The 15,995-nt window shown below is 68.4% G+C and carries 12 protein-coding genes; 11 read left to right on the top strand and 1 reads right to left on the bottom strand.

The genetic code is table 11. The features are described 5' to 3' along the window. Positions 1-397 precede the first annotated feature (397 nt). The 10 genes from ngcE to ACFVYF_RS23390 all read left to right on the top strand — a co-directional run bounded on the left by ngcE (position 398) and on the right by ACFVYF_RS23390 (position 14,118). Positions 398-1,846: an N-acetylglucosamine/diacetylchitobiose ABC transporter substrate-binding protein gene (gene ngcE / locus ACFVYF_RS23435; RefSeq protein ID WP_389458184.1), complete on the top strand. Its 1,449-nt coding sequence runs from the start codon at positions 398-400 to the stop codon at positions 1,844-1,846. Between the two features lie 62 nt (positions 1,847-1,908). Further along, on the top strand, positions 1,909-2,832 hold the full coding sequence (locus tag ACFVYF_RS23430) for a carbohydrate ABC transporter permease (RefSeq protein ID WP_389458182.1): 924 nt from the start codon (positions 1,909-1,911) through the stop codon (positions 2,830-2,832). Further along, positions 2,833-3,750, top strand: a complete 918-nt coding sequence (locus tag ACFVYF_RS23425; RefSeq protein WP_389458180.1) for a carbohydrate ABC transporter permease — start codon at positions 2,833-2,835, stop codon at positions 3,748-3,750. Between the two features lie 292 nt (positions 3,751-4,042). Beyond that, positions 4,043-5,242 carry an ROK family transcriptional regulator gene (locus ACFVYF_RS23420; protein ID WP_389458178.1) on the top strand — a complete coding sequence of 400 codons (1,200 nt, stop codon included), beginning with the start codon at positions 4,043-4,045 and terminating at the stop codon, positions 5,240-5,242. A gap of 133 nt (positions 5,243-5,375) precedes the next feature. Beyond that, positions 5,376-6,473 carry a substrate-binding domain-containing protein gene (locus ACFVYF_RS23415; RefSeq protein WP_389458341.1) on the top strand — a complete coding sequence of 366 codons (1,098 nt, stop codon included), beginning with the start codon at positions 5,376-5,378 and terminating at the stop codon, positions 6,471-6,473. Between the two features lie 183 nt (positions 6,474-6,656). Next, entirely contained in the window at positions 6,657-7,445 is a 789-nt protein-coding gene (locus ACFVYF_RS23410; RefSeq protein WP_389458176.1) for an ATP-binding cassette domain-containing protein, read from the top strand. Then, the gene (locus ACFVYF_RS23405) at positions 7,442-8,734 is read left to right on the top strand and encodes a sugar ABC transporter permease (protein ID WP_389458174.1); all 1,293 of its coding nucleotides are present in this window, start codon (positions 7,442-7,444) and stop codon (positions 8,732-8,734) included. Before ACFVYF_RS23410 ends, ACFVYF_RS23405 begins: the two co-directional genes overlap by 4 nt. 200 nt (positions 8,735-8,934) lie before the next feature. Next, the gene (dxs, locus tag ACFVYF_RS23400) at positions 8,935-10,866 is read left to right on the top strand and encodes a 1-deoxy-D-xylulose-5-phosphate synthase (RefSeq protein ID WP_389458172.1); all 1,932 of its coding nucleotides are present in this window, start codon (positions 8,935-8,937) and stop codon (positions 10,864-10,866) included. Between the two features lie 148 nt (positions 10,867-11,014). Next, entirely contained in the window at positions 11,015-12,538 is a 1,524-nt protein-coding gene (locus ACFVYF_RS23395; RefSeq protein ID WP_389458170.1) for an amino acid permease, read from the top strand. 74 nt (positions 12,539-12,612) lie between these two features. Further along, positions 12,613-14,118, top strand: coding sequence for an ArnT family glycosyltransferase (locus tag ACFVYF_RS23390; protein ID WP_389458168.1), 1,506 nt, complete (start codon positions 12,613-12,615; stop codon positions 14,116-14,118). A 45-nt stretch (positions 14,119-14,163) separates the two neighbouring features. On the opposite strand, the gene ACFVYF_RS23385 is transcribed toward ACFVYF_RS23390, so the two are convergent. After that, positions 14,164-14,535 (bottom strand): NTP pyrophosphohydrolase, encoded by a 372-nt coding sequence (locus ACFVYF_RS23385; protein ID WP_389458166.1) that lies wholly within the window; start codon positions 14,533-14,535, stop codon positions 14,164-14,166. Between the two features lie 144 nt (positions 14,536-14,679). Here ACFVYF_RS23385 and ACFVYF_RS23380 point away from each other — a divergent pair, with 144 nt between their 5' ends. Then, positions 14,680-15,804: a hypothetical protein gene (locus ACFVYF_RS23380; RefSeq protein ID WP_389458164.1), complete on the top strand. Its 1,125-nt coding sequence runs from the start codon at positions 14,680-14,682 to the stop codon at positions 15,802-15,804. The last annotated feature ends 191 nt before the right edge of the window (positions 15,805-15,995 follow it).

Raw genomic sequence — 15,995 nt, 5'->3', positions numbered from 1 at the left:
GCTGCGCATGGACCAGTAGGGAGTCAAGTTGCCAGTGATGTCAAGGGTGTTGAATGTGGCATTCGGGCTCGATGTTGATGATTTCTCTCGGAAGCGGCACAGAGACGTCCGATATTTCCGGGAGGTCTCAACTCGGGAAAGAACGTCGGCCAAACCTGCATTCGATCTTGCTCCGTTGGCGGGAAGTGGACTATACCTGTCGGCATCTGCCCCCGCCGTTCCACGGTCGTGGACAGGCAGGACCCGGGGGGAATCGCGATGTCACGGTCTGCGTCGAGCATGTCCAATGCCGAGCGGGCCAGCTGAATCCCCCATGCACGACCCCAGCTTCACCAACCGCGGTGCCGGGGAGGATCCGGTTCACCGCCTGAGTCCTGGAGAAGGCGAGGACTTGAGCATGGGATCCACTTCCGCCGAGAACAGCAACACCGGAGGCGTCGGCCGCCGCGACCTGATCAAGCGGTCCGCTGCGCTGGGCCTGATCTCCGTTCCCACGATGAGCTTCTTGTCTGCTTGTGCGAGCAGCGACAGTGGTTCGGAGGGCAAGGCCAAGACCGGCAAGAAGACGGACAAGAATCCGCTGGGCGTCAACGAGACCGCCCCGCTTGCCGTTGTCATCTTCGACGGCGGTTTCGGCACGAAGTACGCGACGGACGCGAACGCCGAGTACAAGAAGGCGTTCCCCAAGGCCAAGATCGATTTCCACCCGACCCAGAAGATCCAGTCCGAGCTGCAGCCCAAGTTCAACGGCGGTACCCCGCCGGACCTGATCGACAACTCGGGCGCCCAGCAGATGGACATGGGTGTCCTCGTCGGCAAGAAGCAGCTGACCGACCTCACGCCGCTCCTCGACGCGCCGTCGATCGACGACCCGGCGAAGAAGGTCCGCGACACGCTGCGCCCCGGCATCGTCGAGATGGGCCAGTTCGACGGCGACCCCGTCTGGATCATGTACTACGCCTACACGGTGTACGGCGTCTGGTACTCGCAGACCGCCCTCGACAAGCTCGACTCGACGTACCCCGAGGACTGGGACGCGATGCTCGCGCTCTGCGCGAAGGCGAAGAAGAAGGGCATCGCCGGCTGGACGTACGCGGGCAAGTACCCGTACTACCTGCCGTTCTCGCTGTACCCCTTCATCGCCAAGATCGGTGGCCGCGAGGTTCTCGACAAGATCGACAACCTGGAGCCGAACGCCTGGAAGGACCCGGCCGTCAAGTCCGCCTTCGAGGCGTACTACGAGCTCTACAAGAAGGGTTACGTCCTCAAGGGCACCCCGGGCATCGACCACATCCAGTCGCAGACCGCCTGGGCCAAGGGCGAGGCCCTCTTCATCCCGAACGGGTCCTGGGTGGAGAACGAGTCCGCGAAGGTCATCCCGAAGGACTTCAACCTGGCCGTCAGCGGGCCCTCCGGCCTCGACAGCTCCGACAAGATGCCGTTCGGCACCATCTGGGCGTCCGGCGGTGAGCCCTTCATCGTGCCCGCCAAGGCGAAGAACGCCGAGGGCGGCATGGAGCAGCTGCGCATCATGCTCAGCGAGGCCTCGTCGAAGAACTTCACCAGCCAGGTCAAGTCCCTCACCGCGTTCAACGGCGGCACCGACGGCATCGAGCTCACCCCAGGCCTGAAGTCCGGTGTCGCGGCTCTGGACAAGGCCGGCGACAACGTGGTCAACCCGCGTCTGCAGGACTGGTACGTGAAGCTCCAGAAGGAGCAGATCGGTGTCTCCGGTCTCGGCGAGATGATGGCAGGGCGACTGACCCCGGCCGAGGCCATCAAGAAGATCCAGGGCTACGCGGACGCGGCGGCCAAGGACCAGTCCATCAAGCACTACAAGCACTAGTAGCAGCACGTGCGGACGCGTCACCAGCGGCGGCACCCGCGAAACGATCGGGGTCGGTAACCATGCAACACGGCAAGTACAGGTTCATTGCGGGGTTCTTGGTGGCCCCCTTGGCGTTGTACGCGATCTTTGTGATCTGGCCGTTCATCCAGGCGATCTACTACTCGTTCACGGACTGGACCGGCCTGAGCCCGGACTTCAAGATGGTCGGGTTCGCGAACTACACCAGAATGCTGGACGACGACGTCTTCTGGAAATCGTTGCAGCACAGCCTGGTATTCGCGTTGTTGCTGCCGTTGGTGACGCTGGGTCTCGCGCTCTTCTTCGCCTTCATGCTCAATGTCGGTGGGCGGCGCCGTAAGGGCGCCGCCATCACCGGAGTGCGCGGTTCCGGTTTCTACAAGATCGCCTATTTCTTTCCACAGGTACTGTCGATCTCGATCGTCGCCCTGCTCTTCCAGTTCGCGTACAACCCCAATGACGGCGTGATCAACGGGACGTTGGAGGCCATTGGCCTCGACAGCGTGCAGCCGAACTGGCTGGGCGACCCGAATCTCGCCCTGTGGTGTGTGATGGCGGCGCTGCTGTGGAGCACGGTCGGATTCTTCGTCGTGCTCTTCTCCGCCGGAATGGCCTCCATTCCGAAGGACTTCTACGAAGCGGCACTCCTGGACGGCGCGAGCCGTTTCACCACGTTCTTCAAAATCACCCTTCCGCTGCTCTGGGACACCGTGCAGTCCGGCTGGGTCTACATGGGCATCCTGTCCCTCGGCGCCGAGGCGTTCGCCGCCGTGCAGATCATGACGGTGGGTCCCGGTGGTCCCGACTACTCGACCACGGTCCTTCCGCTGTACGTGTACCAATCGGCGTTCCGCGACGCGAACGCCGCCTACGCAACGACGATCGGTGTCGCCCTGCTCATCGTCACGCTGCTCTTCGCGGTGGTCGTGATGCGGCTGGGCCGGCGCGAGCGGCTGGAGTTCTAGATGAAGACCACTGAGACCCCGCCGCCCGCGGGTCCGGTCGAGGACCACCCCCGGGTGACGAAGACGCCGGCCGTGCCCCAGCAGGCGAAGAGCAGCGAGGGAGGCGTCCTCAACGTCTTCTCGCACGGCGTCCTGATCCTCTGGGCGATCATGGTCGTGATGCCGCTCCTCTGGGCGGTGATGACGTCCTTCAAGGACGACGCCTCCATTTTCAGTTCGCCCTGGTCGCTGCCCGACAAGCTGCACTTCGACAACTGGTCGCGTGCCTGGTCCGAGGCACACATGAGCGAGTACTTCGCCAACACGCTGATCGTGGTGGGCTTCTCGCTGGTCGGCACGCTCGTCCTCGGCTCGATGGCGGCCTACGTCCTGGCCCGCTTCGAGTTCCCGGGCAACCGCTTCATCTACTACCTCTTCGTCGGAGGCATGAGCTTCCCGGTGATGCTGGCCCTGGTGCCGTTGTTCTACGTGTTGAACAACATGCGCCTGCTGAACACGCTGCCGGGTCTGATCCTCGTCTACATCGCCTACTCGCTGCCGTTCACGGTCTTCTTCCTGACGTCGTTCTTCAGGACGCTGCCGTCGTCGATCGCCGAGGCGGCCTTCGTCGACGGCGCGTCGCACACCAGGACGTTCTTCCAGATCATGCTGCCGATGGCGAAGCCGGGCCTGATCAGCGTCGGCATCTTCAACTTCCTCGGGCAGTGGAACCAGTACATGCTGCCGACGGTGCTGATGAACGGCGACCGGAAGGTGCTCGCCCAGGGCCTGGTGGAGCTCGCGACGAGCCAGGGCTACAAGGGCGACTGGTCGGGTCTGTTCGCGGGCCTGGTGATGGCGATGCTGCCCGTCCTCGCCGCGTACATCATCTTCCAGCGCCAGGTGGTGCAGGGCCTGACCGCGGGAGCGCTGAAGTAGCTGCGCCCTGCACGGACATAGCCGTCCGGTCCCGGGCGCCGGTCGTACGGTGCCCCGGGCAACCACTTGTCGCACACGCCGGCGTCGCGCCCGTGAACCCGGGGCGGCGCCGGCGCAGCCATGAGCGGTCCGACCCGTTGTCCCCGATTTTCCGTCAAGGACTTGACTGCGGTAACCCGTTCAGCGGAGCTTGGAGTTCACAACTTGTAAGTGACCCGGGTTCCACTGGTGTGACCTGGGCCACACGGACGGCATCGGCGCCGTCCGGCTGACGGCAGGAGTGGATGAGTCGATGGAGACTCCGGGGTCGCAGTCGTCGCTGCACCGAGCAAATCTGGAGCGCGTCGTCCGTGCGGTGCGCCTTGCCGGGTCGCTCACGCAGGCGGAGATCGCGAGGACGACCGGCCTGTCCGCCGCAACGGTCTCCAATATCGTGCGCGAGCTCAAGGACGGGGGAACGGTCGAGGTCACGCCCACTTCGGCGGGCGGCCGCCGGGCCCGCAGCGTCTCGCTCAGCGGTGATGCCGGCATTGTCATAGGTGTCGATTTCGGACACACGCATTTGCGCGTCGCGGTCGGGAACCTGGCCCATCAGGTGCTGGCCGAGGAGTCCGAGCCCCTCGATGTGGACGCCTCCGCCGCGCAGGGCTTCGACCGGGCCGAAGAGCTGGTCAGTCGCCTGATCGCAGCAACGGGAGTCGACCGTTCGAAGATCGCCGGCGTGGGCCTCGGCGTGCCGGGACCGATCGACGTCGAGTCCGGGACGCTCGGCTCCACCTCCATCCTGCCGGGCTGGACCGGTACGAAGCCCGCCGAGGAGCTGCGGGGGCGGCTCGGCGTGCCCGTGCACGTGGACAACGACGCCAACCTGGGCGCCCTCGGTGAGCTGGTGTGGGGCAGTGGCCGCGGGGTCAGGGACCTGGCGTACATCAAGGTCGCGAGCGGTGTCGGCGCGGGGCTCGTGATCAGCGGCAAGATCTACCGGGGCCCGGGTGGCACAGCGGGAGAAATCGGGCATATTACTCTTGATGAGTCCGGCCCCGTCTGCCGCTGCGGAAACCGGGGCTGCCTGGAGACCTTCGCGGCCGCCCGCTATGTGCTGCCGCTCCTCCAGTCCAGCCACGGCACGGATCTGAGCATGGAGGGCGTCGTCAGGCTGGCGCGGGACGGTGATCCGGGCTGCCGTCGGGTGATCGCCGACGTCGGCCGCCACATCGGCAGTGGAGTCGCGAACCTCTGCAATTTGCTCAACCCGAGCCGGGTGGTTCTCGGCGGCGATCTCGCCGAGGCCGGAGAGCTGGTTCTGGGGCCCATCAGGGAGTCCGTCGGCCGCTATGCGATCCCCAGCGCCGCGCGTCAGCTCTCGGTGTTGCCAGGGGCCCTTGGGGGCCGTGCGGAGGTGCTCGGAGCACTCGCCCTCGCGCTGAGCGAGATGGGTGATTCGACCCTTTTGGATGGCTCGCTGCCCGCAGTGACTCCTGCCTTCACTTAGAGAACGGATGGCACCGTTGCCATCTCGTTAAGGATTTACTTCTTGACGTCGCACGTGCGGCCGAGTTGACTTCCAGCCACCTCGGCCGCAACGTCGCGGCCTCGTCAGGGAGGTTTCTGAAGTGAACACGCGTATGCGTCGTGCCGCCGTTGCTGTTGCCGCAGGTGCGATGGCCGTTTCGCTGGCTGCCTGTGGCAGTGCCAAGGATTCCGGCAATGACAACGGCTCCTCGAGCCCCAAGAAGGGCGACGCGATCAAGGTCGGTCTGCTCCTTCCGGAGAACCAGACCGCGCGCTACGAGAAGTTCGACAAGCCGATCATCGAGAAGCAGGTCAAGGACCTGACCAACGGCAAGGGCGAGGTCGTCTACGCCAACGCCAAGCAGGACGCCAGCACCCAGAACCAGCAGGTCGACACGATGGTGACCAACAAGGTCGACGTGCTGATCGTGGACGCGGTGGACTCCAAGGCGATCGCCACCTCGGTCAAGAAGGCCAAGGACGCCGGCATCCCGGTCGTGGCCTACGACCGCCTGGCCGAGGGCCCGATCGACGCCTACACCTCCTTCGACAACGAAGAGGTCGGTCACGTCCAGGGCAAGGCCCTCCTGAAGGCGCTCGGCGACAAGGCCAAGCCCTCCGCCAAGATCGTCATGATGAACGGCGCGATCACCGACCCGAACGCCGCCTTCTTCAAGAAGGGCGCGCTTGCCGAGCTCAAGGGCAAGGTCGACATCGCGAAGTCGTACGACACCAAGGAGTGGAAGCCGGAGAACGCCAACGCCAACATGGAGGGCGCCATCTCCGCCCTCGGCAAGAACAACATCGTCGGCGTCTACTCCGCCAACGACGGCATGGCCGGCGGTATCATCACCGCGCTCAAGGCCGCGGGCATCAAGGTCCCGGTCACCGGCCAGGACGCCGAGCTCGCCGGTGTGCAGCGCATCGTCACGGGTGACCAGTACATGAGCGTGTACAAGTCCTACCCGGAAGAGGCCGCGGTCGCCGCCAAGATGGCCGTCGCGCTCGCCCAGGGCACGTCGCTCAGCGACATCGCCAAGGACAAGGTCGACAGCCCCACCACCAAGGCCGTCCCCTCGGTCATCGTCCCGGTCGTCTCGCTGACCCAGGACAACATCAAGGACACCGTCATCAAGGACGGCATCTACACGGTCAACGACATCTGCACCGCCAAGTACAAGGCGGCCTGCGACAAGATCGGTCTCAAGTAAGTAGCTGCAAGTCCCTTACCGCGTACGGGAATTCGCTATTGAATTCCCGTACGGGGCTTGCGCACTCCAAACCCCTCCGGCGCCCCGCATCCATCAGCCCCGCAAAGCTAGGGCGGGGCGCCGGACGGAACACCCCTCCCACACTTTCTGCACAACCTCCCGCCGGGTCAGGCGGCGAAGGAGATGGTTCACGTGTCCGCTACGCCCGTGCTGGCGTTGCGCGGGATCTCCAAGCGGTTCGGTGCCGTCCAGGCGCTCACCGACGTAGAGCTTGAGGTCCACGCCGGTGAAGTGGTCGCCCTGGTGGGCGACAACGGCGCCGGAAAATCCACGCTGGTCAAGACGATCGCCGGCGTGCATCCCATCGATGAGGGCGTCATCGAATGGGACGGCAAGTCCGTCCAGATCAACAAGCCGCACGACGCCCAGCACCTGGGCATCGCGACCGTCTACCAGGACCTCGCGCTGTGCGACAACATCGATGTGGTCGGCAACCTCTACCTGGGACGCGAGCTGATCAAGCGCGGCATCCTGGACGAGGTCGAAATGGAACGCCGCTCCCGTGAGCTGCTCCAGACGCTGTCGATCCGTATCCCCAGCGTCCGTATCCCGATCGCCTCGCTCTCCGGCGGTCAGCGCCAGACCGTGGCCATCGCCCGCTCCATGCTCGGCGAGCCCAAGCTGGTCATCCTCGACGAGCCCACCGCGGCCCTCGGTGTCGAGCAGACCGCACAGGTCCTCGACCTCGTGGAGCGGCTGCGCGAGCGCGGCCACGCCGTGATCCTCATCAGCCACAACATGGCTGACGTGAAGGCCGTGGCCGACAAGGTCGCCGTCCTGCGCCTCGGGCGCAACAACGGCGTCTTCGAGGTCAAGTCGACCTCGCAGGAAGAGATCATCTCCGCCATCACGGGTGCCACGGACAACGCCGTGACCCGTCGTGCGGCCCGCAACGGGGAGGCTCAGAAGTGAGCATCGACAAGACCTCCGCCACCGCGGACAAGCACACCGTCGAGAACCCGGAGGCCGCCGCGGGTGCGGATGTCGCCATCGACCCCCGGCTGCTCGTACGCGAGCAGGGCTTCGCCGGTTACCTCTCCGAGTTCAAGCGCAAGATCCGCGCCGGTGACCTCGGGTCCATCCCGGTCGTCATCGGTCTGATCGTCATCTGGGCGATCTTCGCCGGCCTGAACGAGAACTTCCTCACGGCGGGCAACCTCTCCGACATCGCCGTCGCCATGGTCGGCACCGGCATGATCGCCGTCGGTATCGTCTTCGTGCTGCTGCTCGGCGAGATCGACCTCTCGGTCGGCTCGGTCAGCGGTGTCGCGGGCGCCACCTTCGCCGTCCTCAACATCACCCACGGCATGGCCGAGTGGCTGGCGCTGATTCTCGCCATCCTCACGGGCGCGGTCGCGGGCACGATCCACGGCTTCTTCTTCGCCCGGGTCGGTGTCCCCGCCTTCGCCGTCACGCTGGCCGGTCTGCTGTTCTGGAACGGCTTCATGCTGCAGATCCTCGGCAGCAACGGCACGATCAACCTGGACGACTCGGGCCTGGTCGCCAAGCTCAGCGGCTACTACTTCAGCGACGTGGCGGCCGCCTACGGCCTGGCCGTGGTCGCCGTCGTGGTCTTCTTCCTCACCTCGTTCTTCGACAACCGCCGCCGTGAGGCCGCGGGTGTGCCGTCGCGTCCGGTGAGCGAGATCGTCGTCCGTACGGTGCTCCTCGCGGTCATCGCCTTCGCGGCCGCGGCCGTGTTCAACCAGAACAAGGGCCTGCCCCTGGCCGTCGTGCTGTTCCTGGCGGTCCTGGTGATCACGGACTTCGTGCTGCGCCGTACCGCGTACGGCCGCAAGATCTTCGCGCTCGGTGGCAGCATCGAGGCGTCCCGCCGTGCCGGTATCAACGTCACGGGGGTCCGGATCTCGGTCTACGCGATCTCGGGCACCTTCGCCGCCATCGGCGGTCTGTTCCTCGCCTCGAAGATCACCGCGGCCAACCAGGGCGCGGGTGGCGGTGACCTCCTGATGAACGCCATCGCGGCGGCCGTCATCGGCGGTACCAGCCTCTTCGGTGGCCGTGGCCGCACCTGGAACGCGCTGCTCGGCGTGCTCGTCATCGTCTCGATCCAGTACGGCCTGGCCCTCGAGGGCATCGCCTCGCCGGTCCAGTACATGATCACCGGTGGCGTGCTGCTGGCGACCGTCGTGATCGACGCGGTCACCCGCAAGACCCAGAAGTCGGCGGGCCGTGCCTGACGGCTCCCACTCCTGACCCGAAAGTGCCCGGCACCCCTGAGGTGCCGGGCACTTTTCTGTCCGTGCGAGAACGCGCGTACGGTGTTTTACGGCCAATCGCGTGACGTACGACGCGGAGCCCGGGCGCCGTCGTGAAAGGCGGAACATTAGACTCGACAGACCCGTCACAGCTCGAACAGCTCTACTGCAAGGAGGCACGGGTGCCGCTGCTGACCCGCATCAGGGGACCGCGCGATCTGGACCGGCTCAGCCCGGAAGAGCTGAACCAGCTGGCCGAGGAGATCCGGAGCTTCCTCGTCGAAGCGGTCTCCAAGACCGGCGGCCACCTCGGCCCCAACCTCGGTGTCGTCGAGCTGACCATCGCCCTGCACCGCGTCTTCGAGTCGCCGAAGGACCGGGTGCTGTGGGACACGGGCCACCAGTCCTACGTCCACAAACTGCTCACCGGCCGCCAGGACTTCTCGAAGCTGAAGATGAAGGGCGGCCTCTCGGGCTACCCCGCGCAGGCCGAGTCCGAGCACGACGTGATCGAGAACTCGCACGCCTCCACGGTCCTCGGCTGGGCCGACGGTCTCGCGAAGGCCAACGAGGTCCTCGAGCGCGACGACCACGTGGTGGCGGTCATCGGTGACGGCGCCCTGACCGGCGGTATGGCCTGGGAGGCGCTCAACAACATCGCGGCCGCCAAGGACCGCCCCCTGGTGATCGTCGTCAACGACAACGAGCGTTCGTACGCCCCCACCATCGGCGGCCTCGCGAACCACCTGGCGACCCTGCGCACCACCGACGGCTACGAGCGCTTCCTGGCCCGCGGCAAGGACCTCCTGGAGCGCACCCCGGTCGTCGGCAAGCCCCTCTACGAGACCCTGCACGGCGCGAAGAAGGGCCTGAAGGACTTCATCGCCCCCCAGGGCATGTTCGAGGACCTGGGCCTGAAGTACGTCGGCCCGATCGACGGCCACGACATCGAGGCCCTGGAGTCGGCGCTGGCCCGCGCCAAGCGCTTCGGCGGCCCGGTCATCGTGCACTGCCTCACCGAGAAGGGCCGCGGCTACCAGCCCGCCCTCCAGGACGAGGCCGACCGCTTCCACGCGGTCGGCAAGATCCACCCGGACACCGGCCTGCCGCTCGCCTCCTCCGGCGCCGACTGGACCTCGGTCTTCGGCGAGGAGATGCTCCAGCTCGGCCGGGAGCGCCCGGACATCGTCGCCATCACCGCCGCGATGCTCCAGCCGGTCGGCCTCGACAAGTTCGCCAAGGCCTTCCCCAAACGGGTGTACGACGTCGGCATCGCCGAGCAGCACGCCGCCGTCTCCGCGGCCGGCCTCGCCACCGGCGGACTGCACCCCGTCTTCGCGGTCTACGCGACCTTCCTCAACCGCGCCTTCGACCAGGTCCTGATGGACGTGGCCCTGCACCAGTGCGGTGTCACCTTCGTGCTGGACCGGGCCGGCGTCACCGGCACCGACGGCGCCTCCCACAACGGCATGTGGGACATGTCGATCCTCCAGGTCGTGCCGGGCCTCAGGCTGGCCGCGCCGCGCGACGCCGACCAGGTCCGCGCCCAGCTGCGCGAGGCCGTCGAGGTCACCGACGCGCCCACCGTGGTCCGCTTCTCCAAGGGCGCGGTCGGCCCGGCCGTGCCGGCCGTCGGCCGGATCGGCGGCATGGACGTGCTGCGCGCGCCGGGCACCGACGCGCCCGACGTGCTGCTCGTCTCGGTCGGCGCCCTCGCGCCGATGTGCCTGGAGATCGCCGGTCTCCTGGACCAGCAGGGCATCTCCACCACGGTCGTCGACCCGCGCTGGGTCAAGCCCGTCGACGAGGCCATGGCCCCGCTCGCCGAGCAGCACCGGGTGGTCGTCACGGTCGAGGACAACTCCCGCGTCGGCGGCGTCGGTTCGGCGATCGCACAGGCGCTGCGCGACGCGGGCGTCGATGTGCCGCTGCGCGACTTCGGCATCCCGCCGCGGTTCCTCGACCACGCCTCCCGGGGCGAGATCCTCGCGGAGATCGGCCTGACCGCCCCGGACATCGCCCGCCAGGTCACCGGCCTGGTCTCCAAGCTCGACGGCCGGTTCGAGGAAGAGGCGGCGCAGACCGTGGACGCCGTGGAGCCCGCCCGCGACTGACGTACCTCCACAGGGCCAATGGGCCGCTTTCAGCACCCTGTACGGGTGGTGGAAGCGGCCCATTCGCGTGAACCGGCCCGCGCCGGGGCATACGGAGCAGCAGCCCCCTCGATCATGTCGAGGACGACAAAGCGTGGGAGGTACGCCCGTGAGCAGCACCCTCTTCAGGACGAAGAAGGTCGAACAATCGATCTTGGACACTGAGGAGCCGGAGCACGCACTCAAGAAGTCGCTGTCCGCTCTGGATCTCACCGTCTTCGGCGTCGGCGTCATCATCGGTACCGGCATCTTCGTCCTCACCGGCACGGTCGCCAAGAACAACGCAGGCCCGGCCGTCGCCCTGGCCTTCGTGGTGGCCGGGGTCGTCTGCGCGCTCGCCGCGCTCTGCTACGCCGAGTTCGCGTCCACCGTCCCGGTGGCCGGCTCGGCGTACACCTTCTCGTACGCCTCGCTCGGTGAGCTGCCGGCCTGGATCATCGGCTGGGACCTGGTCCTGGAGTTCGCGCTCGGCACGGCGGTGGTCGCCGTCGGCTGGTCCGGCTACATCGCCTCGCTCCTGGACAACGCCGGGTGGCATCTGCCGGAAGCGCTCAGCGGGCGGGAGGGGGCCGACGGATTCGGCTTCGACATCCTCGCGGCCGCCCTCGTCCTCGTGCTCACCGCCATCCTCGTGGTCGGCACGAAGCTCTCCGCGCGGGTCACCGCCGTCGTGGTCGCCATCAAGGTGACCGTCGTCCTCGTCGTGATCATCGCGGGCGCCTTCTTCATCAACGGCGACAACTACGACCCGTTCATCCCGAAGGCGCAGCCCGTGGACGCGGGCGGGGGTCTCAAGTCCCCGCTCATCCAGCTGATGTTCGGCTGGGCCCCCTCCAACTTCGGTGTGATGGGCATCTTCACCGCCGCCTCGGTGGTCTTCTTCGCCTTCATCGGCTTCGACGTCGTGGCCACGGCCGCCGAGGAGACCCGCAACCCGCAGCGGGACATGCCACGCGGCATCCTCGGCTCGCTCCTCATCTGCACCACCCTGTACGTCGCGGTGTCGGTCGTCGTGACCGGTATGCAGCACTACACCAAGCTGTCCGTGGACGCCCCGCTCGCCGACGCGTTCAAGGCCACCGGGCATCCCTGGTACGCGGGCTTCATCAGCTTCGGCGCCGCCGTCGGCCTGACGACGGTCTGCATGATCCTGTTGCTCGGCCAGACCCGGGTCTTCTTCGCGATGAGCCGCGACGGACTGCTGCCCCGCTTCTTCTCGCACGTCCACCCGCGGTTCAGGACCCCGCACCGCCCGACCATCCTGCTCGGTGTGATCATCGCGATCGTGGCCGGCTTCACCAGCCTGAGCGAGCTCGCGGAACTGGTGAACATCGGCACGCTGTTCGCGTTCGTCGTCGTCGCCCTCGGCGTGATCATCCTTCGCCGGACCCGACCCGAGCTGCCCCGCTCCTTCCGCACCCCGCTGGTGCCGATCCTGCCGATCGTGTCCGTTCTCGCGTCGCTGTGGCTGATGCTGAACCTGCCGGCCGAGACCTGGCTCCGGTTCGGCATCTGGATGGCCATCGGCTTCGTCGTGTACTTCCTCTACGGGCGTACGCACAGCCGGCTCGCGAAGCGCGAGGAGGCCCCGTCGGCCGCTGTCACACCTCCGCCGGGCCGCGACAGCGAGTAATCGGTCCCGGTTGATGCTCCGGCCCCGTATGTCCTGCTTCGGTGGAGACTGCGGGGCCGGATAGCGTGCACCATATGCTCGTCGAGCCCCTCGGCGGTGTCGGGGAAGTGCGGGCACGCCCCCGGCATCGCTCAGTCCCGCCACGCTCCGTATCCGCGATACAGCGCCGCTGCCCGGCGCGCGGCTACTGGCGCCGCCTGCTCCCGCTGCTCGCTGCGCTGGCCGCCGTGACCCGCGTCCCCTCTTTCGCGCGCCCGGTCTGGAATCCGGACGAGGGCTATCTCGCCGTCCAGGCACGGCTGTTGGCGGACGGCGGACAGCTGTACGAGACGGTCGTGGACCGCAAACCGCCGCTGGTGCCCTGGCTGTACGAGGCCGCCTTCGCGGTGTTCGGCTCGGGATCGCTCACCTCGGTGCGGGTCCTCGCGGTCGTGGCCCAGCTGCTGACCGCCGCACTGCTGGCCTCCCTGGCCCGCCGCCGCTGGGGCGACGGCGCGGGCCGTACGGCGGGGGTGCTGTACCTGCTGGTCTCGGTCGGGCTCAATCCCGAGGACGCGCAGGCGGCGACCTTCGAGGTCTTCATGCTGCCGTTCACCGCGCTGGCCATGTGGTGTGCGGACAGGCGCCGTTGGAGAGCGGCGGGGGCCGCCGTCGCCTGCGCGTTCCTGGCGAAGCAGACGGGCGGGGCGGTGCTGGTGCCGGTGGCGTGGCTGCTGTGGCGGTCCCGCGAGCCCGGCGCCCTGCGGCTGGCGGTGGGTGCCGTCCTGCCGGTCCTCGCGGCGGCCCTGCTGACCGACCCGGCGGGTTTCGTCTTCTGGACGGTGACGGGCTCCGCCGCGTACGCCTCCTTCACGGGCTCCGAACTCCACGTACTGGCACGGGGGTTGACCAACACCGTGATCCTCGCCGTGGCCTGTGCGGGCCTGTTGCCGCCGGTCGTGCGCGTGCTGCGTATCGCGCGCACGGGGTCGGGGGACCTGTGGCTGTGGCTGGGCTCCTCGGTGGCGGCCGTGTTGCTGGGGTTCCACTTCTTCGGGCACTACTACCTGCAACTCATCCCGCCGGTCGCCCTGTTGGCGACCGCCGCGCTGCAGATCCTGCCGCGCGAGCGGCTGGTGAGGGCGGTCCTGACGTCGGCCTGCTGCTGCACGCTCTTCCTCGCGTGGGGTCTGCTGGCGCCCCGCTCCGACCTCACGCACGCGCAACGCCTCGCGGACACGATGGCCCGCCGTACGGACCCCGGCGACCGGGTCCTGGTGTGGGGGATACACCCGGAGACGTACTGGCTCGCCGATCGGACCCCCGCCAGCCGCTATCTGACGGCCGGCCTCCTCACGAACTACAGCGGTGGCCGCAACGGCCCGCAGGTCGGGGAGAAGTACGCCGTCGAGGGCGCCTGGCCGGTCTTCCGCGACGAGATGGCCGAGCATCCGCCGGTCCTCGTCATCGACGACTCCCGGGACAAGCCGTACGCCCCGGAGCGGGTCCCCTCACTGCGCCGGCTCCTCGCGGCGCGGTACGAGGAGGCGGGAGTGGTGGACGGGGCGGTGCTGTACGTGAGGGCCGACGGGCGGGGGTGAGCGGGGGCGGCCCTCAGCGGGCGTACGCTCCCGGCCCGCGTCACGTCACGCGCCCCCGAGCACCGCTCGCGGGCCGGTCACCTCGGCTCCGCATTCGACTGCTCTGCGGCGCAGTTCACGGTCCGCCGTCACCACGAGCCGGTCCCTCCCGCGGGCCCCGGCGACCAGGTCGGTGATGTGATCGTCGCCGCTCCCGGACGCCGACTCGACGCGTACGCCGGGCACCGAATCGACACCGCGCGCCTGGCCCTCGACCACGAGCACGATCTCCACGGGGCCCTCGTGCCCGGGCAATCCGTGCGCCGCGAGCCGGTCACGCAGCCGCTCCGCGGCACCCTTCCGGTCCCGCCACCAGCCGTCGGGCACGGACCCGACGACATTGGCGCCGTCGATGATCACGAGCAGGGGTTCGTCCATGGGGCCAGGGTCGCACGCAGGACCGCCACACCGTCTTCGTCGAACGTTCATCCTATGATGGGGCGCGCTCGGCCTTCCCCGTACCGGTACGGGGAGGCGGCAGGGGAGCCGCGCCGAGCGTCATGGGAAGGGGCAGGTCACGTCATGCGGACCAGATCCGGGCGCGCCGCCGCCCAGGGGAGGGCGGCGTCCGACGCCGTCGAGTACACGGGCACCGATCGGCGCGCCGGCGAGGCCGCGGTCGGCGGTCCCTGGCTCGTCCTCGGCAAGGACGGCAGGTTCACCGCCTTCGCCCGCACCCGTACGGGACTGCTGCGCTGGACCGAGACCCGGCCGGGCGGCCCGCGGTGGACGGGACCCGATTTCTTCCCGGTGGGGGACCTGACCTACCTCTCGGTGACCCAGGGCGCGGACACCTACGTCCACTTCCTCGGCCGGCGCGAGGTCCGCAAGGGCGACGGGCCGCCCGCCGTCGACATCGTGCACGCCATCCAGTACCAGACCGGCCGTCCGGTCACCGAGTGGCGCTCGCTCGGGAACCCGCACAAGGACCGGGAGAAGGCCGCCCGCTTCGGCGTTCCGGCCGGCGCGGTCAGCGCGTCGGGCCGGGTGAACGTCTTCGTGCGCAATGCCGGCGGCGGGCTCATGCTGCGCCGTGAGGGGCCCACCGGCAAGTGGGAGGCGTGGGCGGACCTCAAGGGCAGCCGGGTACGGGACGGACTCGCCGTGGTCGGGCACGCCTCCGGGCGGATCGAGGTCCTGGCCGGCAGCGAGAGCGACGCCATGCGGTGGCTGCAGCCCGAGGCCGACGGCGACTTCCACCAGGACCGCAACATCCCGCTCGTCCTGGCCCCCGGCACGGCGTCGGTCCTGGAGACCGCGCCGGACCGGGCCACGTACTACTGGACCGATCCGGCGACCGGCGGCATCGTCGCCCACCGGCCCGGTGGCTGGGTCATCCCGCTCGGCGGCGCGCCGGGCGGCGACCCCGTCGCGGTGCTGCGGGCGGTGCTGGACGGATACGACTGCACCGTGCTGGCCCATCGCGATCTCGACGGCCAGATCATGCTCGCCGCCTGCGGCACGGAGAACGAACAGGCGGGCCTGTGGTGGTCGCCGACCGGCGAACGGTGCGTGGGCGCACCGGCGCTGGCGCTGGACGGGTACGGCCGGGTCGTGCTCGGGCTGATCGGCGCGGACGGCGCGCTGTACATCGCCCGGCAGAACGACGAGGCGGGCCTCGCGATGGCTCCTTCGACCCGCGTGTGACGTCAGCCCGGGCGTGACTCCCGCCGACGCGGGCTTCATTGCTCGGCCGAGACCCGCCCTCCTGCGATGCGAGGCCGGGTCCGCCCTCCTGCGACGCGAGGCCGGGTCCGCCCTCCTGCGACGCGAGGCCGGGTCCGCCCTCCTGCGACGCGAGGCCGGGTCCGCCCTCCTGCGACGCGAGGCCGGGTCCG

This window comes from Streptomyces sp. NPDC058274, assembly GCF_042881375.1.
In the GTDB taxonomy this organism is placed as follows: domain Bacteria; phylum Actinomycetota; class Actinomycetes; order Streptomycetales; family Streptomycetaceae; genus Streptomyces.
Note: the sequence above shows the minus strand (reverse complement) of the source record. Positions and strands in the feature narration are given on the sequence as shown.